This window comes from Bacillus cereus group sp. Sample62 (assembly GCF_036851315.1).
GTDB classification, from domain to species: domain Bacteria; phylum Bacillota; class Bacilli; order Bacillales; family Bacillaceae_G; genus Bacillus_A; species Bacillus_A wiedmannii.
Map to the genome: position 1 here is coordinate 1,714,237 of NZ_JAFLPK010000001.1, position 24,480 is coordinate 1,738,716.

Here is a 24,480-nt window from a genome sequence, read left to right on the forward strand (position 1 = left end):
TATTAAAAAATCGGCGGAGTAACAGAAAATAAAATAATGGCGTTTTTCTCGAATTGATTTACCCATCTATGTTTTAAATAAGCAGGTATTTTTACGCTATCACCAGCTTCTAATATGTATTCTTCTTCGTTTAAGTACAATTTGATTGACCCGTCTAATACAAATGCCAATTCTTCACCTTTATGTTCTAGTACATTTTCTGATGAAGCCGTATTCGGCGGAATAGTCATAATTGCTGTTGCTAAATTACCTGTGAAATCAGGTGATAGCAATTCATATGATAAATTATCGACAATCATTTTTTTTCGTTTATGAGAACGTACAATTAAATCGTCTGTATTTGTATCTTCCAGTAAAAAGCTAAATGTTGGAACATCAAGAGCTTTAGCGAGTACTTTTAATGTTTGAATAGAAGGATTAGCAGACCCACGCTCAATTTGACTTAACATAGATGGTGTAATACCTGCCATCGTTGCTAGTTCTTTACTAGTTAAACCTTTTTCTTTTCTTTGCTTTTCAATCTTTTTACCAATATCTATATTTTCCATAATGAAAGGCTCCTTACTAATTATTAAATTATATTTAAGTGAATTAAATTAAAATTAACTAAAGTGAATAATTTATGTTAAACTATATTAAAATTAATTCAATTATAATTTATTGAATCGTAAGCTACAAGGTTATGAGGAGGAAGAGAAATGAAGGAAATAGAGAAATTAAAAGAGGAATATCCACTAATAAATAAATTAATCGCAACAGAAGAAGTGCTTTGGGTAAATCCGAACATGGAAAAGTATGAAACGGCAATAAAAGATTCGCCACTTAATGAAGAGAATGTAAAAGATGCGGAAGAAAGGTTAAAGCGTTTTGCACCATACATTGCGAAAGTTTTTCCAGAAACGAAAGAAACGGGCGGCATTATAGAATCACCTTTAGTGAAGATACCTACTATGAAACAGTCTTTAGAGAAAAATTACGGGAAACCTATATTAGGTGAATTACTATTAAAATGTGATAGCGGGCTTCCGATAGCAGGATCCATTAAAGCTAGAGGCGGCATTTATGAAGTGCTAAAACATGCGGAGAAATTAGCTTTGCAGCATGGAATGTTAACAGAAGAAGATGATTATACCATTTTAGATAGTGATACATGTAGAGCTTTTTGCAACTTATTCTATCGCGGTAGGTTCGACAGGAAACTTAGGGTTAAGCATTGGGATTATGAGTGCGAAGTTAGGTTTTAACGTAACGGTCCATATGTCAGCAGATGCGAAACAATGGAAAAAAGATTTATTAAGAAGCAAAGGTGTAAATGTTATTGAATATGAAGCTGATTATAGTAAAGCTGTAGAAGAAGGAAGAAGGCAAGCAGATGCAAATCCTAGCTGTTATTTTGTAGATGATGAAAACTCACATGATTTATTTTTAGGGTACGCAGTAGCAGCATCGCGTTTACAAAAGCAATTAGAAGAGTTAGAGATTGTAGTAGATGAAGAGCACCCTTTATTCGTTTACCTTCCGTGCGGAGTAGGAGGCGGACCTGGAGGCGTCGCATTTGGTTTAAAGTTATTGTATAAAGACAATGTGCACTGCCTCTTTGCGGAGCCTACGCATTCTCCATGCATGTTACTCGGTTTAATGACAGGACTTCATGATAAAATTGCTGTTCAAGATGTAGGGATTGATAATGTAACAGACGCGGACGGACTAGCGGTAGGAAGACCGTCTGGATTTGTCGGTAAAACGATGGAATCATTTTTGAGTGGAAATTACACAGTAAGTGATGAAGAGTTGTATAGATTGTTAAAAGAACTAGCTGATACGGAAAATATTTATTTAGAGCCTTCTGCGTTAGCGGGCATGATAGGACCAGTGAAAGTATGTACAGAAGATGAGTATTTACAAAAGCAACAGTTAACAGAGAAGATGAAAAAAGGTACTCATATTGTGTGGGGAACGGGTGGTAGTATGGTTCCAGAAGATGTGATGGATGGGTATTATAAGAAAGGTTTAGAATTAATAATATAAGGAAAATGAGGCTAGTTGTAGCCTCATTTTTTCATGTGCATAAAAATCTTTGTTATTTTCACAATAGTTCTTTATAGTATATATAAAGGATAACTAATATTAAATAAATACAACAAAAAGCTTTATTTTACATAATAAGAGGATGTGTATACGATGTCATTACAGACTAAATATATAGCGGGTATTTCGCTTGGGGTTATGGGAGTAGGCTTTGCCGCTTCTATCCCTTTTCAAGGAACGGTAGCAGGGGAGATTATTCAAGGGGGATTTGAAGCTGGATTAGTTGGTGGACTTGCGGATTGGTTCGCAGTTACAGCTTTATTCCGTCATCCGATGGGAATTCCAATTCCTCATACAGCGTTATTACCTAAAAATCGTAAACGAGTAACGAAAGGGCTCATTCATACGTTGGAAAATGAGTGGCTAACGAAAGAAAGTATTACGAATAAAGTAAAAGAAATGCAGCTAGCACAAATGGTGCTGCAAATTGCTGAGAGAGAAATGCAGTCTGATGCTGTGAAAAAGGGGATTGTAACGATTGCGGAGAAAGCGATTGTTTCAATAGATACGGAAAAATTAGCGGTTATTATTGAAAGAGAATTAAAAACGTATTTGCATACAATTAATACAAGTAACATATTACAAGTGCTTGTTGATCAATTAGTTGTGCAAGAATATGATGAAAAGACACTTGATTACATTTTAGTAAAAGTGAAAGATTGGACAGCGCAAGATGAAGCGCGTTACCAGCTCGGAAGCTTAGGTATGAAGGCGATGGAAAACATAAAAGTAGATGGATTCTTACAGTTTACTTTGAAATCGTTTATGAACATTGTAGATGAAGATAAAATTGGCGGCATTTTGCAGAAATTTATTATTAGCAATATTAACAGCTTACAAAATGCAGATAATAGCACAAGACAACTTATCTTATCAAAAATTCGCCAAGAGATTATAAATGTAAAAGAAAATGAAGCGTTACTGCAGGAATTAGAAAATTGGAAAGAAAAATGGATTGCCAATTGGGATGCTACTGACAAAATTAAAGAGATGCTAGAGCAAGTACAACAAAGGGCAATTACTTTTGTGAAAAATGAAGAATTTACGGATAAATATGTTATTCCATTTTTACAAAAACAAATGAATAAAATAAAAGAAGATGAACAGACTGTTCAAAAAATAGAAGAGTGGTTACAAAAACAAGTTGTTACACTTGTGGAAAAGAATCATTCGAGAATCGGAAAACTTGTACAAGAAAACCTTGATAAGTTAGATGATAAAACATTAATCGAAATGATTGAAAATAATGTAGGTAAAGATTTACAGTGGATCCGAGTAAACGGGGCTGTTTGCGGATTTATGATTGGATTAGTGTTAGAAGGAATTAAAGCGATTATATAAGAAAAACCTTCCACATTTGTGGAAGGTTTTTCTTATTTTTCAATAACGCTCATATTTAAATTGTAAGCTTTCTCAATGTTTAACTTGTACGTCCCATTTCCGGTTTTAATCGAATTTTTATACCAATGTTCTTGCTCGTTTAATTCTGGATTTTCTTCTGAAGAATTCTCTTCTTTTTTCGTTAAATCTTCAACTTGTTCCCAAGATGTGTTTCCATGTGTGTTTTTTTGATTTGTTACTGCTGTTAAAGACACATCACTCTCTTTTTCAAGATGGACAGACACTCTTGAGCTTTCTTGTACAAACCAATTATTTTGTAATTGACCAGGATAAAGAGATAGTTCGTTATTTGAAGCACGAATTTCCACATTTTTATTTTGCGGAAGAACAAGAGTTGGTTTCACCTGTGGTGCCGAGTTAAATAACGTATGCTGAACAGGTAATGATTTTAAAGTAATATACATCGTTTCACCAGCTGTTTGAACGGAAAGAAAATCTTCTTGTTTTAAATTGAGTTTTTCATTTGCTTTCGTCGTTATTTCATAAGTTCCCAAAAGATGAATTTGATTTGTATGATTTCCCTCTATCGTTAGAGGCTGATGACCTGCATCTACTACGATTTTTTTGATAGATTCAGGTATATCAAATTGTCCGTCTGGAATATTACTCGTTTGCCTCGTTGTGTTAATAGAGTGACGAACTTCTTCTAGTAATCCAGTTGATAATAAACAGTAAAAAGCAATTCCGACGCTTCCTAAAACGCCGATAAAGAAAATACTAAAAATATCATATTTAATAAAAGATTGCTCTTTTTTAGAGAACAGAAGGTATAGTAAAACTTCAGCTCCAAGTATGATAAGTAAAACTGGCCACCATGCAGTTAGTGTATCTAATACTTGAATTCCTTTTATGACTGAAAATAGTAAAAAGCATCCTAACGATATAATAGAAAGCCCCATTGAAAATGTTCCAACGCGCCATGTTCTCATTCTTTTGTACCACCTTTATTTTCTTTATTTCCAAGTAACAATTTAAAGCCGCCACCAATTAAGAGGAGTGCAACGATAGATGTTTGGAAATAGCGATAATATAGTTCGCTAAGATGAATATTAAATATAGTTGCAAAATAATCATTCAAAATAGGAAGGACTGTTTGATTTAATAAATAATAACCACCGAGTGTAATTAACCCAATACCGATCCATCTTTGATGATTGATAAAATAATCAATGATAGGTTCGTCAGTTACGCGTTCTTTTCCGTATTTAGCTGTTTGCTGTAACGCATCAAAAAAGCTATAGAACCAAATGATTGGTACTAAAAATAAAAACGCAGAAAGTCTTAATAAGTCGAGTAAATAAATTGATAGTAAAAAGGCTGCCATAAGCTGAAGACCACGGCGCTGTAAACCTAAATACATATGTCCTGCTCCAGGAAACATTGCTAAAATAGAAGCGAATGTTTTATTTTTCTTTCCTTGTTCACGGTGCTCTTCAAACTCTTCGAAAATAGTACGGTCATCTAGCTGCTCTCCACGTTCTTTTTTCTGTAGTTGTTGAACAACATCAAAGAAGTTATAAATCCATAAAACAGGTAGCGTAATAAGGAAGATAAGAAAACTTTCTTGCGATGTTAAAAGTGCAACGAAAATAATCATACTTCCGATTCCTGTGCAAGCTACTAAAAATGTAAGTCCACGTTGCATAAGTCCTAATTGAAAATGTCCAAGTCCAGGGATGATTGATAGAAGAATGATATAAAATCGTTCGCTCTCTTTAGAGGACTCTGTAAATTCTCCTGCAGCTTGTTTTTTCGATTGGTTAATAATAGTGATAACTAAATCTAATAAATTGATCGCCCATAACACGACTAGTAAAAATAGAGAAAGAAAAGCAATATCACGCGATCCTAATGCTATTGTACAAAATGCTGCAAAGATAAATAGAAATACAGCTCCTCCGCTATATAAAATAAACCGTCCAAGTTTCTTTAAATATAAATGTCCAAGCCCAGGGATTAGCCCTAATACAAGTGCTAAAAAGGGATTTTTATTCATGCTTTGAACCTCCGTCCTTTTTTGATGTGTCTACCGATTTGTTTACAATTTGTTGTGAGATAGAAGACTCGTTATGTTTTGAAGATTTCTCGAAATTTGATGTAGCTGTGAAAATATACTGGAATAAACCACTTACCATAAAAATAATTGTAGCCGCAGTCGCAATTATGTAGTGAATAATGGTGCGCTTTAGTGAGTTTGTTTTTATATTTTCATTAGGTTGTAGCGTTTCAAAATTAATTTGCGTCATAACTTCGTTTGTAAATGAATCATCATTTATCATTGGAAGGTTTTCCTGTTGTTCATCGATACTTTCCATATAAAGTGCTAAACAATGATCACATTCATAAAGGTGTTCTTCCATAGATTCACGTTCATTGCTTTCTATAAAATCTAAAGTATAATTGCGCCAATCCTCTTTTGAATAATGCATCATAGAAACTCTTCCTCCTTCCAATGTTTTTTAATCCATTTTCTTGCCCGGTACAGTTTCATTTCGACTGTTTTCACTTCGATGTTTTCCTGTAAAGAAATTTCTTGATAACTTTTTTCTTCTAAGTAATGTGCGAGAACGACGTCACGGTAATTTTCGGGAAGTTCTCTCAGTTTTTGAGCAATGAGTAATTTTTGCTCTTTCGTCAATAATAAATCCTCAACATTATGAGAGGATTTTATATTTTCCTCAGTTTCTTTACATAAGGAGAGTTCTTCATTTTCTCTAGCTTTTTTCCTCTTATAATCAATAGCGTGATTGGTGGCAATACGCGCCATCCACGTTTTTAATCCGCGAAATTGATAATTAGGGAGAGAGGCGTGAATTTTTACGAATACTTCTTGTGTAACATCTTTCGCATCTTCTTCATGTCTTACAATAGAAAAGATAACTTGAAAAATATAATGACGATATGTTTGCACAAGGATACGAAAAGCATGTTCGCTTCCTTGCTGTGCTTTTTCAATTAATTGTTTTTCCTCAATGGGTCTCTCCCTCCTTTTTGACGCATTCTATTATATAGACGTAAGAAATGATCGGTCACCCTACACATGTTGTAAAAAAAGAATAATATATTTTTAGGAAGGAAGCTATATGAAAAAAGGTGTGAAAAAATGGTAAAGAGAAGTATATAATGAGCAAGTAGGAAATGTTACGTGAAGAAAGGATGTGAATGTTAGTAGGGGAAGGTCCATACTAACAAACATGAAAATTAAAATATTAATAGCAGATGATAATTCTTTTATTAGAGAAGGCATGAAAATTATTTTAAATACATATGAAGAGTTCGAAGTTGTAGATACAGTAAATGATGGGAAAGAAGCAGTGGACTATTGTAAAAAGAACGACGTTGATATTGCGCTTCTAGATGTTCGTATGCCAAATATGAACGGGGTAGAGGCAACGAAATTTATTTGTGAAGAGACGAAAACGAAACCGCTAATTTTAACGACGTTCGATGATGATGAATATATTTTGGACGCAGTAAAAAACGGAGCGAAAGGTTATTTATTAAAAAATAATGATCCAGAGCGTATTCGTGATGCAATAAAAGGAGTATATAACGGTCAAACTGTTATGCAAGATGTAGTGCTTGATAAAATTAAGAGCAATTTAATGGAGAGCAAAGAGGACGAATGCAAAATAGATACAAGTCTTTTTACAGAAAGAGAACTTAGTATTATCGCATTAATTGCGAAAGGTTTCTCGAATAAAGAAATTTCAAAGCAACTTTTCATATCAGAAGGAACGATTGCAAATTATATTACATCAGTTTTAGGGAAAACTGGACTTGAACATCGTACACAAATTGCAATTTATTATTTAACAGGGAAAGTAGATTAAAGATATGGAATTTTGGTTAATTGTAAGTAAATTAATTGTCTTTATATATATTGTGTTTAGTTACATTTATTTAAATGTTGTGAACTTACCATGGATTATACTTACTTTGCTTGTATATCTTTCTGTAAATGTGCTGATCTCTATATTTAAAAAAGATACGTACAAAAACATATTATCTAGTCTGTCAATTGGCGTAGTTATTTTATTTGCGTGGAAGGTTCATCCGTTTTTTATTTTGTTTTTACCATTGAACTTATATGAAATTATATTTCGTTATATAGAGAAGAAATGGCAGCTCTTTATCATTATGATGATTCCTATTATCTTTACAGATGAAAGTATTCGAATGACATATGGATTAATTGTTGCATTTTCTTTCGTCATATTAACTATGGCAGAACGGTATATATCGCGTGTATTAAAGCTTGAATCACAAAATGATAAGATGCGAAAAGATATGCAGCGGCTGACGAAAAGTTTACATGAAAATAAAGAGTACATAAAGCAATCAGAGTACACATTTAAGTTAGAAGAGAGAAATCGGTTGTCACAAGAAATTCATGATAAAATTGGCCACTCGATGACAGGGGCGCTAATTCAAATGGAAGCAGCAAAGAGAATAATGGGGATAGATAAAGAAAAATCTGCGGAGTTATTACAAAATGCAATTCATATTTCAAAAGATGGAATTGAAAGTATTCGGGTTACATTAAAAAATATGAAGCCACCAACTGAGCAAATTGGTATTCATCGTATGAAATTATTCATAGAGGAATTTGCCGGTAAGCATGATATCAATATTCCTTTCGTATATAAAGGGAATTTGGATATGATTTCACCGATTCAGTGGAAGATTATCGGTGAAAATGTTACGGAGGCACTAACGAACGCGATGAAATATGCTGATGCGACAGTCATTTCAATCGATATTCATGTACTTAACAAGATGGTGAAAGTACAAGTGAAGGATAACGGAAAAGGTGCAACTCTCGTTAAGAAAGGTCTAGGGATTATGGGGATGGAGGAGCGAACAGCATCAGTAAACGGAAAAATAATTGTAGATGGAACGAGTGGTTTTTCAGTAACGATGCTGTTGCCGATATAAGATAATGGGACGGAGATGAATCATCTCATATGAAAAAAGTGAATAATCTCATGTGAAAAGAATGAACTTCTGCACTGAGCAGGTTCATTTTTTTTGTTTATACTAAAAGCAGAGAAATCGAAATAGGGGTGAAATGATGAATACATTAGAAATAAAAAATTTAACGAAAAAATTTGGTGATTTCATCGCGGTAGATAATATGTCTTTATCTATTAAAGAAGGAGAAATATTTGGCTTTTTAGGGTCAAATGGTGCTGGTAAGAGTACAACGATAAATATGATTGCCGGGTTGTTAAGAAGTAATGAAGGCGAAATTAGCATATTAGGAAAAAATATAAAGAAACATAATCGATTTGCGAAGATGAATATCGGTATCGTTCCGCAAGATATTGCGATTTATGAAGAGTTAACTGCCTATGAAAATGTGAAATTCTTTGCTGGACTGTACGGGTTAAGAGGAGCTGAACTAAAAGCGAGAGTAGAGGAAGCACTTCAATTTGTGGGACTTAGTGATAAACATAAAAGTTACCCGAAAAACTTTTCTGGCGGGATGAAACGAAGACTGAATATCGCTTGTGCGATTGCTCATAGACCGAAGTTAATTATTATGGATGAGCCGACAGTTGGAATTGATCCACAGTCAAGAAACTATATTCTCCAGTCGGTTCGAAAATTAAATGAAATGGGTAGCACTATTATTTACACGAGTCACTACATGGAAGAAGTAGAAGAGATTTGTACGAAAATAGCAATTGTAGATCACGGTAAAGTGATTGCAGAAGGTACGAAAGAACAGTTAAAAGCGATTATTACTGATACGAAAGACATTTGGGTTGAAGTGAAGTCAGTAGAAAATTTAGATGTAGAAAAGTTAAAAGAGATAAACGGTGTGAAAGCTGTTCAAGTTGAAGAGAACGTAATCAAGGTAAATTCGGATGCAGGAGTAAATAATTTAAATAAAATTATTCAGCATTTCATTAATCATGACATTGAAATTCGTTCGTTAGAGGAGCAGGCTCCGAACTTAGAAACAGTATTCCTTACGTTGACTGGAAGAAACTTACGAGATAAATAAAAGGTAAATGAAGAAAAGGTAAAGGGAGGTTCATCAATTGAACATCTTCAATATTGCAGTTATGCATATTAAAAGAGATTTCAGGGACGTAAGAACTTTAGTTTTTATGTTAGCATTTCCGATTGTACTAATGCTTGTGTTAGGAACAGCATTAACGAATGCATTTGATAGCGATAGTCAAGCGATTAAAGATATACAAGTGCTCTACAAAGATGAAGCGAGTAGCACATTTTCTCAAACGTTCGAAGCATTTACGAAAGAAGTCGATAAATCGGGTATTCATTTTAAAAAAGCTTCTGGCAGTATAGATGGGAAAGAAGAAGTGAAGCAAAATAAATATGCTGCTTATGTAGAGTTAAATAAAGATGGTGCAAAATTTTATGGAAGTGACAAAAGTAGTGTTGAGGGAAGTATTGTGGAAGGTATGCTTACAACATTTGTTGATAAGTACAATGTAGCGGCCGAAGTTGCAAAAGTAGATCCTAGTAAGGTGAGCACAGTTTTTTCAAGCGGAAATCATAATGATTATATAAAAGAAACATCTTTACAAGCTGCGAAAAAACCAGGTTCTATGGATTACTACGCGGTTGTAATGACAACGATGATTGCACTATATGCTGCGATGGGAGCGAGTTCTTTAATTCGTGGAGAACGAATACGTAAAACAGGAGATCGTCTCATTGCTGCACCTATAAGTAAGGCTGAAATATTCATTGGAAAAGTACTTGGTAGCCTAGTAGCAAATGCTCTGTGCATATTACTCGTCATGTTATTTAGTAAATTTGTTTTTCAAGCGAATTGGGGCGACCATCTTGGAATCATATTTCTTATTTTATTAACACAAATCTTTCTAGCAATTAGCTTCGGTTTAGGAATTGGATATATTACAAAAACACCGGAATCATCTAGAGCGATTATTATGGTTATTGTGCAATTAGCATCTATTTTTGGTGGTGCATATTTCGTAATAGAAGAAAATTTCGTTACGAAATTATCACCATTAACGTGGGCAAACACAGCTGTTATGAAAATTATTTATGCAAATGATGTAGGAGCAGCACTGCCGGTAATATGTTTAAATCTTGGCATTTCGGCACTCTTTTTATTAATTGCAATTATTGCATTACGTAGACGGGAGGGGCTATAGTATGAAAGATATTTTATGGCTCATACAAAAAACGTTATCTGTACTTTTGAAAAATAAAAAAGGGTTATTCATTATTATTAGTTTGCCGATAATCGGAACGCTAATCTCCTTCTCAATGTATGGGAATGTGGGGCAAGGGACGTTAAATATCGGGGTTATAAATAAAGAAAATCAATCTATAGCAAATGATACGGTGAAATTTTTAGAAGGATTAAATCATGTAAAGGTAAGTAAAATTAAAGAATCTGAAGTAGAAGATAAACTCACTTCCAAAAAACTTGATGGAGTTATTACATTAGATTCTGGTTTTTCAAAAAGTGTTCGAGAAGGGAAACCAGCTCATATTGAAATTTCATCGATTAAAGGTGATCAAGTAACAGCATTTATAAAATCATATTTATATAATTATGTTGATAATATCGCTGCGATTAGTAAAGTAGCAGGAACAGATCAAAGTGCATTTGATAGTATGTACGCAGGATATCAAAAAGGTTCATTTAAAATGAAAACGGAGACGCTAGAAGATACTTCGAAAAATAAAGATATGACAAACCAAACGATGGGTTATCTTATTATGTTTATGCTATTTTCAGCAGCGAACTTATCAGGTTATATTTTAAAAGAAAAAGAAAATAGAACGTATTTTAGACTCTTATCAACGCCGATAGATGGGAAGAAATTCATATTATCTAATGTCGGGGTGAATATGATGCTATTAACAGTACAAATTCTGATTACAATCTTATTCCTAACGAATGTTTTTCATATAAATATCAATATGCCTTTCATAGTGATGATTGGTGTACTCATGCTATTTGCTTTAATAGCGATTGGAATATCGTTAGTCCTTGTTGCTTTTTCGAAAAACTCAGCATCGGCAAATGCACTGCAAAATATGATTATTGTACCGACATGTTTACTCGCTGGATGCTATTTTCCGTATGACATTATGCCAAAAGCGGTACAAAAAGTAGCTGATTTTCTTCCGCAGAGATGGCTATTAGACACAGTATCAAAACTACAACAAGGAATTCCGATTTCAGATTTGTATTTAAATATTTTAATCTTATTTGCCTTTGCGGTAGCATTCTTCTTAATTGCTATTTATAAGTTTGGAAGAAATAATGATGCGAGAAACTTTGTTTAATGGAGAAAGGGTGTGACGTTAAGTCGCATCCTTTTTTTGTATGGAGCATGAAAACTAAAATGGAATGACAAAATAGAAAGGTGGCAAGAAAATGAGCGGAAGGAAATCAAAATGATTAAAAAAATATTGCGAGTTACTTCTATTGTAATTACTATTTTCGTTTTTGTTTTAATTTGGATGCATATTGACGTTAAGCTCGGAAGAAAAATGGAAGCCGGCAAAAATATGCCGACAGAATACACATCTCATTATAGTGACTTTCAATTGTATATAAAAGGGAAGTCGTTTTATAAACAGTTATTTACTGACATAAGAGAAGCAAAGCAATCTATTTACACGTATTTTTTTATTTTGTCGGATGATAAAAGTAGCCATACTTTTTTAAACTTATTAAAAGAGAAGGCAAAAGAAGGAGTAAACGTCTATTTATCAGTGGATCGCATTAATGATTTATCATTTGAAAGAAAGATGATAAATGAATTGAGGGAAAGTGGTGTACATTTTACATATAGTAGAAAACCGGAATTGCCATTTGGATTTTATTCACTACATCACCGTAATCATCGCCGTATTACGACGATTGATGGGGAGATTGGATATACAGGTGGTTTTAATATAGGAGATGAGTATTTAGGAAAAGATAAGCGATTTGGATATTGGCGTGACTATCATGTACGGCTTAAAGGAGAAGGCGCAAAAGATTTAGAAGAGCAATTCGCTTTAGATTGGAAACGAGATACGAAAGAAAATATAAAAAGAAGTACGAATAAAGCGAGTAAAGGGAACACATTACATACGATGACTAGCTATAATGGACATTACGTCGCTGAAAAGTATATTGAATTAATAAAAGAAGCGAAGCATTCAATTGTCATTACAACACCATATTTTATAGCGAAAAATAAAGAATTTATGAATGCTTTAATGGAAGCGCAAAAACGTGGTGTTACAGTGAAAATACTTTGGTCATATAAACCAGATCTACCTCTTATAAAAGAAGCGGCGTATCCATACATACGTCAAGCTGTTAATAATGGGATTACTGTATATGGGTATAAAAAAGGAATGTTCCATGGCAAATTAATGCTTATTGATAATGAGTTAACCGTTATTGGTACAACGAACATAACGGCACGAAGTTTCTATATAAATGATGAGATGAATTTGTATATTCATGGTGGAACTATCGTTTCAGAAGTGAACGAGGCATTAGCACAAGATTTTCATGATTCGAAAGAAATGACGAAAGAGTTTTTTGAGAAGTTATCATTTTGGGAGCGTTGTAAGGAGAAATTAGCAGGATTGGTGGACTTTTATTTATAAGGTTAGTGAAAAAGGGTGTCTTTTATAGACACCCTTTTTTAATGAGAAATAATTAGTTTTCATGCACAAGCAATGAAGCATCATCATTAATCAATGTCCCCACATGCTCACCTAAGCAAATTCTTTTCATTACACCAGGCTCATCAAAGTTAAAGACGTGTGCGGGTAAATTATAATCACGGGCCAGTAATAAAGCGGCTTGATCCATGACTTGAATGTTTTGCCTAACAACATCGTTATAGTTTAGTTTTCTGTACATTTTCGCTGATTTATTATGTTTTGGATCACTAGTAAAGACGCCATCTACTCCTTGTTTTGCGACTAATATTGCGTCACTATTCATTTCAATGGCTCTTTGAACACTTGGATAATCTGTCGTAACAAATGGTTGCCCGTTACCACCGCCAAAAATGACAACATAACCGTTATCTAAATGATGTACTGCTCTAAGGCGAATATAAGGCTCTGCTACTGCATTAAACGGGATGGAAGTCATAACGCGTACTTCTCTATCTGTTTTACTTGTTAAAACGCCGCGAAGCATTAAGCTGTTAATGATTGTACCTAACGTACCGATATTATCAGCTTCTACACGATCAATTCCCCATTCTTCAGCTAGATGGCCTCTGAAAATGTTACCGCCGCCGATGACAATGGATACTTCGATACCTAAGTCAATAATGGATATAATTTCGTTTGCGATATGTTCTAATCGTTTGGAGTTAAAGCTATTTCCGGATTGATCAGCAAGTGCGCCGCCGCTTAATTTAATTAAGACTCTTTTATATGGCTTCATAACAATTCCCCCTATATAGATCGCAATAAAAAAGGAACAAAGGCAAATGCCTTTGTTCCTTTTTAAGAAAATGAAAAAGAAAAGAAGAAGATAGGACGAATTTTTGTACATAATTTTTCATACCATCCACTCCTTTTCATTTCGATTTGTTGTAAGTGTATATCTTTTTGATTATACGAAACAATCTAATTACTTATCAAGTATATTTTATCTCTTTTTAATAAAAAGGTGTCAATGAAAAAGAAAAGAAAAATTTTCGAACTTTTTGTGACGAACTTGTAGGTTTTTGTATGATTTTGTAGGTTCGCTTATATGATGTGTGAGTAGCTTTTATAAATTCAAATTGAAAGCGTTCGCATGAAGGGGATGAACATAAATGAAAAAATTCGGATTGGCAACACAAATTTTTGTCGCGCTTGTTTTAGGGATTGTAGTAGGGGCAGTCTTTTATGGCAATAAAACGGCGATTTCTTATATCACACCAATTGGGGATATATTTATTCACTTAATTAAGATGATTGTAGTACCAATTGTTATTTCAGCATTAATTGTTGCGGTAGCTGGTGTAGGAGATATGAAGAAGCTTGGGAAACTGGGCGGTAAGACAATTCTTTATTTCGAAATTATTACAACGATTGCTATTTTAATGGGATTACTTGCAGCGAATATATTCCAACCAGGTACTGGCGTGGATATGAGTAATTTACAGCAAAGTGATATTTCTTCTTATAAACAAACAGCAGATGCAACAGAGAAGAAAGGCTTTGCAGAAACGATTGTTCATATTGTACCGAAAAATATATTTGAGTCTATTACACAAGGTGACTTATTACCGATTATATTCTTCTCAGTACTATTCGGTTTAGGAGTTGCAGCAATCGGTGAAAAGGGAAAGCCTGTTTTTAACTTTTTTGAAGGTGTACTCGAAGCGATGTTTTGGGTTACAAATCAAGTGATGAAATTCGCACCATTCGGTGTATTCGCATTAATTGCGGTTACGGTTGCAAAATTTGGTGTAGCAACACTACTTCCTTTAGGAAAACTAGTGCTAGCTGTATACGTAACTGTTATACTATTCGTTGTGATTGTATTAGGTATTAATGCACGAATGGTTGGCGTAAACATTTTTACATTAATGAAAATTTTAAAAGAAGAACTTATTCTTTCATTTACGACAGCAAGTTCAGAAGCTGTTTTACCTAATATAATGAGAAAAATGGAAGAGTTCGGTTGTCCAAAGGCCGTTGCCTCTTTCGTAATTCCGACAGGTTATACATTTAACTTGACTGGATCGGCTATTTATCAAGCGTTAGCGGCATTGTTTGTTGCACAAATGTACGGTGTGCACATGTCACTAACGGAGCAAATAACGTTATTATTCGTTCTCATGTTAACATCTAAAGGTATGGCGGGAGTTCCGGGTGCATCATTCGTTGTTGTATTAGCAACGTTGGGATCAATGGGCTTACCGTTAGAAGGTATCGCGTTAATTGCGGGAATTGACCGCATTTTAGATATGATTCGCTCATCTGTCAATGTGTTAGGAAATGCATTAGCTGCCATTGTTATGTCGAAGTGGGAAGGCGAATTCGATAATGAGAAAGCAAAACAATATGTAGAAACAGTCAAACAAACAAAAGCAGCATAAGAAATCGTTAAGGAGTGAAAAGTCATGGCAACATTAACTGAAGTTAAAAATGGAGTACGAATTGAAAAAGATTTTTTAGGTGAAAAAGAAGTGCCAAATTACGCATACTACGGCGTGCAAACAATGCGTGCAGTAGAGAATTTCCCAATTACAGGATACAAAGTCCATGAAGGTCTAATTAAAGCGTTAGCAATTGTAAAAAAAGCGGCAGCACTTGCTAATACAGATGTAGGAAGATTGGAATTGAAAAAGGGTGGTGCTATTGCAGAAGCATCACAAGAAATTCTTGATGGAAAATGGCATGATCATTTCATCGTTGATCCAATTCAAGGCGGTGCAGGAACTTCAATGAATATGAACGCAAATGAAGTCATTGCCAATCGTGCCCTTGAATTATTAGGAATGGAAAAGGGAGACTATGATTATATTAGTCCAAACAGTCATGTAAATATGGCGCAATCAACGAACGATGCATTCCCAACAGCGATTCATATTGCAACATTAAATGCATTAGAAGGCTTATTACAAACGATGGGTTATATGCACGATGTATTTGAATTAAAGGCAGAGCAGTTCGATCATGTTATTAAAATGGGTCGTACACATTTACAAGACGCTGTGCCAATTCGTCTTGGACAAGAATTTAAGGCGTATTCTCGCGTACTTGAACGTGATATGAAACGTATCAAGCAATCACGTCAACATCTATATGAAGTGAACATGGGAGCAACTGCAGTTGGTACAGGCTTAAATGCTGATCCAGAATATATTGAAGCAGTTGTAAAACATTTAGCTACAATTAGTGAACTACCACTTGTTGGTGCAGAAGATTTAGTGGATGCAACGCAAAATACGGATGCATATACAGAAGTATCAGCAGCACTTAAAGTATGTATGATGAACATGTCTAAAATTGCGAACGACCTTCGTCTCATGGCATCAGGTCCACGCGTTGGCTTAGCGGAAATTATGCTACCTGCTCGTCAACCAGGTTCATCTATTATGCCAGGGAAAGTAAACCCTGTAATGCCAGAAGTAATTAATCAAATCGCGTTCCAAGTAATTGGTAACGACCATACAATTTGCCTTGCTTCAGAAGCAGGACAATTAGAACTAAACGTTATGGAGCCAGTGCTTGTTTTCAACTTACTTCAATCGATTAGCATTATGAATAACGGTTTCCGTGCCTTTACAGATAATTGCTTAAAAGGAATTGAAGCGAATGAAGATCGCTTAAAAGAGTATGTTGAGAAGAGCGTAGGAATTATTACAGCCGTGAACCCTCATATCGGTTATGAAGCAGCAGCTCGCGTTGCGAAAGAAGCAATTGCAACAGGTCAATCCGTTCGAGAACTTTGTGTGAAAAACGGTGTACTGTCACAAGAAGACTTAGAGTTAATTCTAGATCCATTCGAAATGACACACCCAGGGATTGCAGGAGCAACTCTTTTAAAGAAAAATTAAAAGAAGAGGGGGGACAATCCCCTCTTTTTTGTTTACAATATAGAAATGCTATATATGAATAGAGGTAGGGATGTTATGAGTAAGTTTACAGTAGCTTCTAATGGTTCATTAGAAACGACATTAAGAGGAGTAGAAGTATTATCAACACCACTTTTAAATAAAGGGGTCGCTTTCACGCAAGAAGAGAGAGAAGAATTAGGTTTAAAAGGGCTTTTACCGCCAGCAGTTTTAACATTAGAAGAACAAGCACGCCGAGCATATGAACAATTTTGTTCTCAGCCGGACGATTTATTAAAGAATGTATACTTAACAGCGTTACATGATCGAAATGAAGTGTTATTTTATCGTATATTAACAAATCATTTACGTGAAATGTTACCAATCGTATATACACCAACAGTAGGCGTAGCGATTCAAAGGTATAGTCATGAATACCGTAAACCACGTGGTGTGTATTTATCAATTAATGACCCGTCAGGTATTGAAGACGCATTTGCCAATATCGGTGCAACAGCTGAAAACATTGATTTAGTCGTTGTAACAGATGGAGAAGGCATACTTGGAATTGGTGACTGGGGTGTTGGTGGTATAAACATCGCAATCGGGAAATTAGCTGTTTATACGGCTGCAGTTGGTATCGATCCTAGCCGTGTATTACCGGTAATTTTAGATGTAGGTACAAATCGTGAGGAACTATTAAACAATCCATTTTATATTGGAAATCGTCACCCTCGTATAACTGGTGAAGCTTACGATGAATTTATTGATACATTTGTACAAGCAGTGAATAAACAATTCCCGAAAGCACTTTTACATTGGGAAGACTTTAGCTCTCGAAATGCACGAAAAATTTTAGATAAATATCGTCATGATATTTGTACATTTAATGATGATATTCAAGGTACAGGTGCAGTTTCACTGGCTGCAGTGTTATCGGCAGTGAAAGTTTCGGGTGTACCTTTAAGTGAACACCGCGTTGTTGTGTTTGGTGCTGGTACGGCTGGAATCGGTATCGCAGATCAAGTTAGAGATGCAATGGTCCGCGTTGGCGTATCAGAAGAAGAATCATATAAGCGTTTCTGGTGTATTGATCGTAACGGGTTAGTTACAGATAATATGGAAGATCTTCTTGATTTCCAAATTCCATATGCAAGAAAAGAAGCGGAAGTAAGTGAGTGGAAACAAAATGATGTGATCGGACTTGCTGAAGTTGTGAAGCATGTAAAACCGACAATTTTAATTGGTACATCAACTGTTGCAGGAGCATTCAAAGAAGAGATTATTAAAGAAATGGCTTCTCACGTAGAAAGACCAATCATTTTACCGATGTCGAATCCGACGCCACTTGCTGAAGCAAAACCAGCTGATTTAATCGATTGGACAGAAGGAAGAGCATTAGTTGCAACGGGAAGTCCATTTGAACCAGTTACATACAACGGTGTAACGTATGTGATTGGACAATCAAATAACGCACTTATTTTCCCAGGTCTTGGTCTTGGAACAATTGTTGTACGTGCAAGCGTCATGACGGATGGAATGTTCGCAGCAGCTGCTGAAGCAGTTGCAAGCATGGTAGATACAAGTCAGCCAGGAGCACCTATCTTACCAGAAGTTGAAGAGTTACGTAATATCTCGGAAATGGTTGCAATTGAAGTAGCGAAAGTTGCTGTTGCAGAAGGTGTTGCTAGAGAGAACTTAAGTGATAACGATATCAAGATTGCAGTGAAAGAAGCAATCTGGGAGCCAGAGTATCGCCAAATAAAAGCGGTAGAAAAGGTTAGAATATAGAAATAAAGCCCGTTTATATAATAAGCGGGCTTTCACTTTTACTACTGATAAAAAGTATAGGAAGTGGCATCTTTGAATTGGAATCAGTTATGGAAGAAAGATATATCCCTTTTAATTATATTAATGATAGTTGTTCCGATTGCTGGAGAGCTTAATTTTCATCCTTTTAACGATACGTTTCGTGTTAGCTTTGGGACACCGCTTTTCTTCTTTTTATTACTATTTTTAAGAAGAATACCAGCAGCGGCTGCAGGTATTCTTGTCGGTATATGTGTAGTATTATTCCGTGTATGTCTTGACTGGGTCCTGCAAGGTTCATTTCATATGACGGAATCATTTTATTTGCGCTATCCTGTGTTCTTTTATTATTTTATTTATGGAAGTCTTTTTTCGTTTTGTAGGGTGAATAAGTTTCATCAGAAACCAATCGTTATTGGGTGCCTTGGAATTACAATTGAAATTATCGCAAGTATGTCAGAACTTGCAATTTATCATATGGTAGTGCTCGGTACAACAATAACAGTTTCTGAAGTGAATAAATTAATTATTATTGCTATTTTCCGTAGTTTCTTTGCACTTGGCTTTTTAAATATGATGATTTTATATGAAACGAAATTAAAAGAGTCACAAGTCCGAAAAGAAAATGAAAAAATGTTCATGCACCTTTCAAATTTATATGTAGAATCTGTTCACTTGAAAAAAACGTTACAAAATGCAGAATTGATTACACAAGAAGCATATCAACTATATCGAAATTTACAGACAGATGATGATTCCAGTAGTAAAACAGCATTGAAAATAGCAGGAGAAGTGCACGAGATAAAAAAGGATAATCAAAGGATTTTTGCAGGGTTATCTAAACTGTTATTAGATAAAAATGTGGCTGAGTATGTAGAAGGACATGAGCTTACAGAAATGATCGTAAGAATAAATGAGAAATATGCTGAAATGCTAGGGAAAGATATACGTTTTTCTAAACATATAGAAGGTGAACACGCTGCATATCACGTGTATACAGTGCTATCAATCTTTAATAACTTAGTTGCAAATGCAGTGGAAGCAATTGAAAATAGAGGTCTCATTCGTATTAAGTTATATAAACGAGATCAACATGTAATCTTTGAAGTAATTGACGATGGCCCTGGTATTGCACAAAAGTATAAGAAATTAGTATTTAAGCCCGGGTTTACTTCCAAGTATGATCAAACAGGAACACCTTCAACAGGTATTGGACTTTCTTACATACACGAAATGGTTACAGAGCTCGGCGGAGAAGTAAGGTTAGAAGACAATGAAACTGAAAAAGGGTGTAAGTTTATCGTTTGTTTACCGGAGTGCAGTTTAAAGCGGGAAGGGGAATAGGTTTGTTTTATTATATCGTAGATGATGATGAAGTTTTCCGTTCGATGCTTTCGCAAATTATTGAGGATGGCGATCTTGGGGAAGTAATTGGAGAATCGGAAGATGGAGCATTTATTGAAGCAGAACAGCTAAATTATAAAAAAGTAGATATTTTATTTATTGATTTATTAATGCCGATGAGAGACGGTATTGAAACAGTTCGTCATATAGCCTCTTCATTTACTGGGAAAATTATTATGATTTCTCAAGTTGAGTCGAAACAACTCATCGGTGAGGCGTATACACTTGGTGTAGAATATTATATTACGAAACCACTAAACAAAATAGAAGTAGTATCTGTTGTACGAAAAGTGATGGAGCGTATTCGTTTGGAACGTTCTATATATGACATCCAAAAATCATTAAATAATGTGTTTCAGTGGGAAAAGCCGCAAATGCGTAGTGAAACAGTGCAAGAAGGAAAAAAGATATCAGATTCAGGACGCTTCTTACTAGCAGAACTCGGTATTGCGGGAGAGAACGGAAGTAAAGATTTACTTAGTATGCTGGAATATTTATACGGACAAGAAAAGGCACAAACATTTGAATTTGGATTCCCTGCGTTAAAAGATATTTTTCACCAAATAACATTAAAAAAATTAGATCATATAGCTTCGGATGCAGATATAGATAAGGAGAGAAAAGCATCTGAACAACGTGTAAGAAGAGCGATTTATCAATCATTGAATCATTTAGCCTCCCTCGGACTAACAGACTTTTCAAATCCAAAATTTGAAAGCTATGCTCCAAAATTTTTTGATTTTACGATAGTTAGAAAACGGATGACAGAAATGACAAAGGATGAACTAGCAACTTCTGGCCATATACGAATTAATACGAAAAAATTTATTCAAGTGTTATATTTTGAGGCGAAACGGTTGATGGAGATAGAGTGAAGAAGGTGCTTATAAATAAGCATCTTTTTTTGTTCAATCAATATTTTATATTTTCTCGTAGAGCATGTAAAATGTTAAGTAAGAGAAAATGGTTTTACATTAAGGAAGTGTCAAAACAATGAGTTTTACATTAAATAAATCGATTATAAAAGAAGTATGCGGAGAGACCTCATATAAAAGAGGCGAAGCTTATTATAAAGCAAATAAAGTAATCGTGAATCATTATGATGAAACGAAAGAAATTTGTGAGGCGACGGTAAAAGGGAATGAAGATTTTCATGTTACAGTAGAAAAAGCTAAAAAAGGTGATGTAGTTGCGAGATGTAGTTGCCCTTCATTAGCGTCTTTTCAAACGTACTGTCAACATGTTGCAGCCGTACTGATACAAATAAATTATAACCAGCAAACGGGCGTCATGCCCCCTGCAAGTAGTGAAAAAATGAGCGGGAATGCCGAATTAACGAGCGGAATGTTTCAGTTGTTTGCAGAAAAACCACTGAGGCCAAAAAGTAAACAACACCGTTTTGATACACGTGAAATATTAGATGTGGCGTTTATCTGTTCACCAGTAGCGACGAAAAGTGGTGGGGCCCTTCTTGGAATTCAGTTAAAACTTGCGAAAACATATTTTATAAAGCATATTAGAGAATTTCTTTCTAAAGTGGAGAAGAGAGAGACTTTTCATTGTTCTAATGAATTTACATACACACCAGATGTACATAGCTTCAGGCAGGAAACGGATGTGGTTATTCAGCAGCTTATTAAAATGTATCATAATGAAAAAATGTATGAAGATGCGTTAGAAGTACATGCGAAACAAGATGAAAGTATGATATTCATACCGCCAGCTTCGTGGAAAGATATGCTCTCTTCACTTTCTAAAGTTGCGTATGTACAGCTGAAACAACATGAGCAACTGTTTCATGGCTTACAAATTTCAAACGGTTTATTGCCATTACATTTTGAGTTTACGAAAGGAAATAATGGTGGATTCACACTTCATATAGACGGCTTAAATCGTGTTCAAGTTATGGAAATGTATAACAACGCTCTTTATGATGGGAAATTATATCATTTACCTATGGAAGATTGTATGCGACTTATTGAATTGCAAAAGATGATGAGTCGCTCAAATAGCAATCAGTTTTATATTCCTGAAAGTAAGATGGAACATTTCGTCGCGAAAGTTGTGCCAGGATTAATGAAACTTGGAACGGTACGAATTGATGAAGTAATATCAGATCGTGTTGAAACGCCGTCGCTAAAAGCAAAACTGTATTTAGATCGTGTGAAAAATCGCTTATTAGCCGGTCTGGAATTCCACTATGGAAACGTCATGATCAATCCGTTAGAAGAAGACGGACAGCCGTCTGTTTTTAATCGTGATGAGAAAAAGGAAAAAGAGATTTTAGATATTATGAGTGAAAGTGCCTTTGCGAAAACAGAAGGTGGTTACTTTATGCATAATGAAGAGGCTGAGTATAACTTTTTATATCACGTCGTTCCGTCGTTAAAAGGCTTAGTTGATATTTATGCGACGACAGCAATTAAATTACGTATTCATAAAGGGGATACAGCTCCTCTTATTAGGGTAAGAAGAAAAGAAAGAATTGATTGGTTGTCATTTCGTTTTGATATAAAAGGAATACCGGAAGCGGAAATTAAAGGTGTATTAGTGGCTCTTGAAGAGAAACGCAAATATTACCGATTAGCGAATGGTTCTTTATTATCACTAGAGAGCAAAGAGTTTAATGAAATTAATCAGTTTGTAAAAGAATCAGGTATTCGAAAAGAATTTTTACAGGGGGAAGAAGTGAATGTTCCGCTTATTCGGAGTGTGAAATGGATGAATGGACTTCACGAAGGTAATGTTTTAAGTTTAGATGAGTCTGTGCAAGATTTAGTTGAAAGCATTCAAAACCCAAAAAAATTAAAGTTTACAGTGCCGCAAACTTTACATGCTGTAATGAGAGAGTATCAAGTATACGGATTCGAGTGGATGAAAACACTTGCCTATTACCGTTTTGGCGGTATTTTAGCAGACGATATGGGACTTGGAAAAACGCTGCAAAGTATTGCTTTTATAGATTCTGTTTTGCCTGAAATTAGAGAAAAGAAACTACCTATATTAGTCGTTTCTCCGTCATCTCTTGTTTATAATTGGTTAAGTGAATTGAAAAAATTCGCTCCGCATATTAGAGCAGTGATTGCAGATGGAAATCAAACAGAGCGGCGAAAAATCTTAAAAGATATAGCGGAATTTGATGTCGTAATTACGTCATATCCATTACTGAGAAGAGATATAAGATCGTATGCAAGGCCATTTCATACACTATTTCTTGATGAAGCACAGGCGTTTAAAAATCCTACAACCCAAACTGCAAGAGCAGTGAAAACAATTCAAGCTGAGTATCGTTTCGGACTAACGGGAACGCCTGTCGAAAATTCATTAGAAGAGTTATGGTCTATCTTCCATGTCGTATTTCCAGAATTATTACCAGGAAGAAAAGAATTCGGTGATTTAAGGCGCGAAGATATAGCGAAGCGCATTAAACCTTTCGTATTAAGACGATTAAAAGAAGACGTATTACAGGAGCTTCCAGATAAAATAGAGCACTTACAGTCATCGGAGTTATTACCGGATCAAAAGAGGCTTTATGCTGCTTATTTAGCGAAGTTAAGAGAAGAAACGTTAAAACATTTAGATAAAGATACGTTACGTAAAAATAAAATTAGAATTTTAGCTGGTTTAACAAGACTGCGCCAAATCTGTAATCATCCGGCTTTATTCGTTGATGATTATAAGGGTAGTTCAGCTAAATTTGAACAACTGCTAGAGATACTAGAGGAATGTAGAAGTACTGGTAAGAGAATTTTAATCTTTTCTCAATTTACGAAGATGCTGTCTATTATTGGTCGTGAGTTAAATCGTCAAGCGATTCCATACTTTTATTTAGACGGGAGTACACCGTCACAAGAACGTGTAGAGCTATGTAATCGGTTTAACGAGGGGGAAGGGGATCTATTTCTCATTTCTTTAAAAGCTGGTGGTACGGGTCTTAACTTAACGGGTGCCGATACAGTTATATTATACGATTTATGGTGGAATCCAGCTGTTGAACAACAAGCAGCTGATAGAGCATATCGAATGGGACAAAAAAATACAGTACAAGTTATAAAATTAGTAGCCCACGGAACAATTGAGGAAAAAATGCATGAACTGCAAGAGAGTAAGAAAAATTTAATCGCTGAAGTGATTGAGCCGGGTGAAGAGAAATTATCATCAATCACGGAGGAAGAAATTCGAGATATTTTAATGATCTAATATAAAAAGCTATGCCTTCAAATGTATGAGGGCATAGCTTTTT

19 protein-coding genes and 1 pseudogene are annotated in these 24,480 nt (G+C 35.0%); 14 read left to right on the forward strand and 6 right to left on the reverse strand.

The genetic code is table 11. From position 1 onward, the window contains the following. Positions 1-2 precede the first annotated feature (2 nt). Entirely contained in the window at positions 3-548 is a 546-nt protein-coding gene (locus J0835_RS08770) for a helix-turn-helix domain-containing protein (protein ID WP_087980110.1), read from the reverse strand. A 150-nt stretch (positions 549-698) separates the two neighbouring features. On the opposite strand from J0835_RS08770, the pseudogene J0835_RS08775 reads away from it, so the two are divergent. After that, positions 699-2,028, forward strand: a pseudogene (locus J0835_RS08775) (D-serine ammonia-lyase). A gap of 153 nt (positions 2,029-2,181) precedes the next feature. Beyond that, complete coding sequence (locus J0835_RS08780) at positions 2,182-3,429, forward strand: DUF445 domain-containing protein (RefSeq protein WP_087980112.1); 1,248 nt, start codon at positions 2,182-2,184, stop codon at positions 3,427-3,429. 32 nt (positions 3,430-3,461) lie between these two features. Here the strand turns inward: J0835_RS08780 and exsE are convergent, their stop codons facing one another. The 4 genes from exsE to J0835_RS08800 are packed head-to-tail and all read right to left on the reverse strand — an operon-like array spanning position 3,462 to position 6,400. Continuing rightward, on the reverse strand, positions 3,462-4,418 hold the full coding sequence (exsE, locus tag J0835_RS08785) for an exosporium protein ExsE (protein WP_087980113.1): 957 nt from the start codon (positions 4,416-4,418) through the stop codon (positions 3,462-3,464). Next, positions 4,415-5,485 (reverse strand): hypothetical protein, encoded by a 1,071-nt coding sequence (locus tag J0835_RS08790; protein ID WP_087980114.1) that lies wholly within the window; start codon positions 5,483-5,485, stop codon positions 4,415-4,417. Before J0835_RS08790 ends, exsE begins: the two co-directional genes overlap by 4 nt. Beyond that, entirely contained in the window at positions 5,478-5,921 is a 444-nt protein-coding gene (locus J0835_RS08795) for a hypothetical protein (RefSeq protein ID WP_087980115.1), read from the reverse strand. The genes J0835_RS08790 and J0835_RS08795 overlap by 8 nt, the downstream gene beginning before the upstream one ends. Further along, positions 5,918-6,400, reverse strand: coding sequence for an RNA polymerase sigma factor (locus tag J0835_RS08800; protein WP_242250081.1), 483 nt, complete (start codon positions 6,398-6,400; stop codon positions 5,918-5,920). The genes J0835_RS08795 and J0835_RS08800 overlap by 4 nt, the downstream gene beginning before the upstream one ends. Before the next feature lie 283 nt (positions 6,401-6,683). Here J0835_RS08800 and J0835_RS08805 point away from each other — a divergent pair, with 283 nt between their 5' ends. The 6 genes from J0835_RS08805 (at position 6,684) to cls (ending at position 13,119) form a co-directional block, all read left to right on the forward strand. Next, positions 6,684-7,322 (forward strand): response regulator transcription factor, encoded by a 639-nt coding sequence (locus J0835_RS08805; protein ID WP_087980117.1) that lies wholly within the window; start codon positions 6,684-6,686, stop codon positions 7,320-7,322. 4 nt (positions 7,323-7,326) lie between these two features. Then, on the forward strand, positions 7,327-8,427 hold the full coding sequence (locus J0835_RS08810; protein ID WP_087980118.1) for a sensor histidine kinase: 1,101 nt from the start codon (positions 7,327-7,329) through the stop codon (positions 8,425-8,427). A 136-nt stretch (positions 8,428-8,563) separates the two neighbouring features. Then, positions 8,564-9,502 carry an ABC transporter ATP-binding protein gene (locus tag J0835_RS08815; RefSeq protein ID WP_001093813.1) on the forward strand — a complete coding sequence of 313 codons (939 nt, stop codon included), beginning with the start codon at positions 8,564-8,566 and terminating at the stop codon, positions 9,500-9,502. 37 nt (positions 9,503-9,539) lie between these two features. Beyond that, the gene (locus J0835_RS08820; RefSeq protein WP_087980119.1) at positions 9,540-10,649 is read left to right on the forward strand and encodes an ABC transporter permease; all 1,110 of its coding nucleotides are present in this window, start codon (positions 9,540-9,542) and stop codon (positions 10,647-10,649) included. Between the two features lies 1 nt (position 10,650). Continuing rightward, on the forward strand, positions 10,651-11,796 hold the full coding sequence (locus tag J0835_RS08825; protein WP_087980120.1) for an ABC transporter permease: 1,146 nt from the start codon (positions 10,651-10,653) through the stop codon (positions 11,794-11,796). A gap of 111 nt (positions 11,797-11,907) precedes the next feature. Beyond that, positions 11,908-13,119, forward strand: coding sequence for a cardiolipin synthase (gene cls / locus J0835_RS08830; protein WP_140386726.1), 1,212 nt, complete (start codon positions 11,908-11,910; stop codon positions 13,117-13,119). Between the two features lie 52 nt (positions 13,120-13,171). Here the strand turns inward: cls and pyrH are convergent, their stop codons facing one another. After that, complete coding sequence (gene pyrH, locus J0835_RS08835; RefSeq protein WP_000806134.1) at positions 13,172-13,915, reverse strand: UMP kinase; 744 nt, start codon at positions 13,913-13,915, stop codon at positions 13,172-13,174. Positions 13,916-14,291: 376 nt separating this feature from the next. On the opposite strand from pyrH, the gene J0835_RS08840 reads away from it, so the two are divergent. The 6 genes from J0835_RS08840 to J0835_RS08865 all read left to right on the forward strand — a co-directional run bounded on the left by J0835_RS08840 (position 14,292) and on the right by J0835_RS08865 (position 24,437). Continuing rightward, positions 14,292-15,563 (forward strand): cation:dicarboxylate symporter family transporter, encoded by a 1,272-nt coding sequence (locus tag J0835_RS08840; protein WP_087980122.1) that lies wholly within the window; start codon positions 14,292-14,294, stop codon positions 15,561-15,563. Between the two features lie 24 nt (positions 15,564-15,587). After that, positions 15,588-17,027, forward strand: coding sequence for an aspartate ammonia-lyase (gene aspA, locus J0835_RS08845; protein ID WP_087980123.1), 1,440 nt, complete (start codon positions 15,588-15,590; stop codon positions 17,025-17,027). Between the two features lie 75 nt (positions 17,028-17,102). Then, positions 17,103-18,815: an oxaloacetate-decarboxylating malate dehydrogenase gene (malS, locus tag J0835_RS08850; RefSeq protein ID WP_140386727.1), complete on the forward strand. Its 1,713-nt coding sequence runs from the start codon at positions 17,103-17,105 to the stop codon at positions 18,813-18,815. Positions 18,816-18,878: 63 nt separating this feature from the next. Beyond that, positions 18,879-20,177 (forward strand): sensor histidine kinase, encoded by a 1,299-nt coding sequence (locus J0835_RS08855; protein ID WP_087980124.1) that lies wholly within the window; start codon positions 18,879-18,881, stop codon positions 20,175-20,177. 2 nt (positions 20,178-20,179) lie between these two features. Next, on the forward strand, positions 20,180-21,112 hold the full coding sequence (locus J0835_RS08860; RefSeq protein WP_087980125.1) for a response regulator: 933 nt from the start codon (positions 20,180-20,182) through the stop codon (positions 21,110-21,112). Positions 21,113-21,230: 118 nt separating this feature from the next. Then, on the forward strand, positions 21,231-24,437 hold the full coding sequence (locus J0835_RS08865; protein ID WP_087980126.1) for a DEAD/DEAH box helicase: 3,207 nt from the start codon (positions 21,231-21,233) through the stop codon (positions 24,435-24,437). The last annotated feature ends 43 nt before the right edge of the window (positions 24,438-24,480 follow it).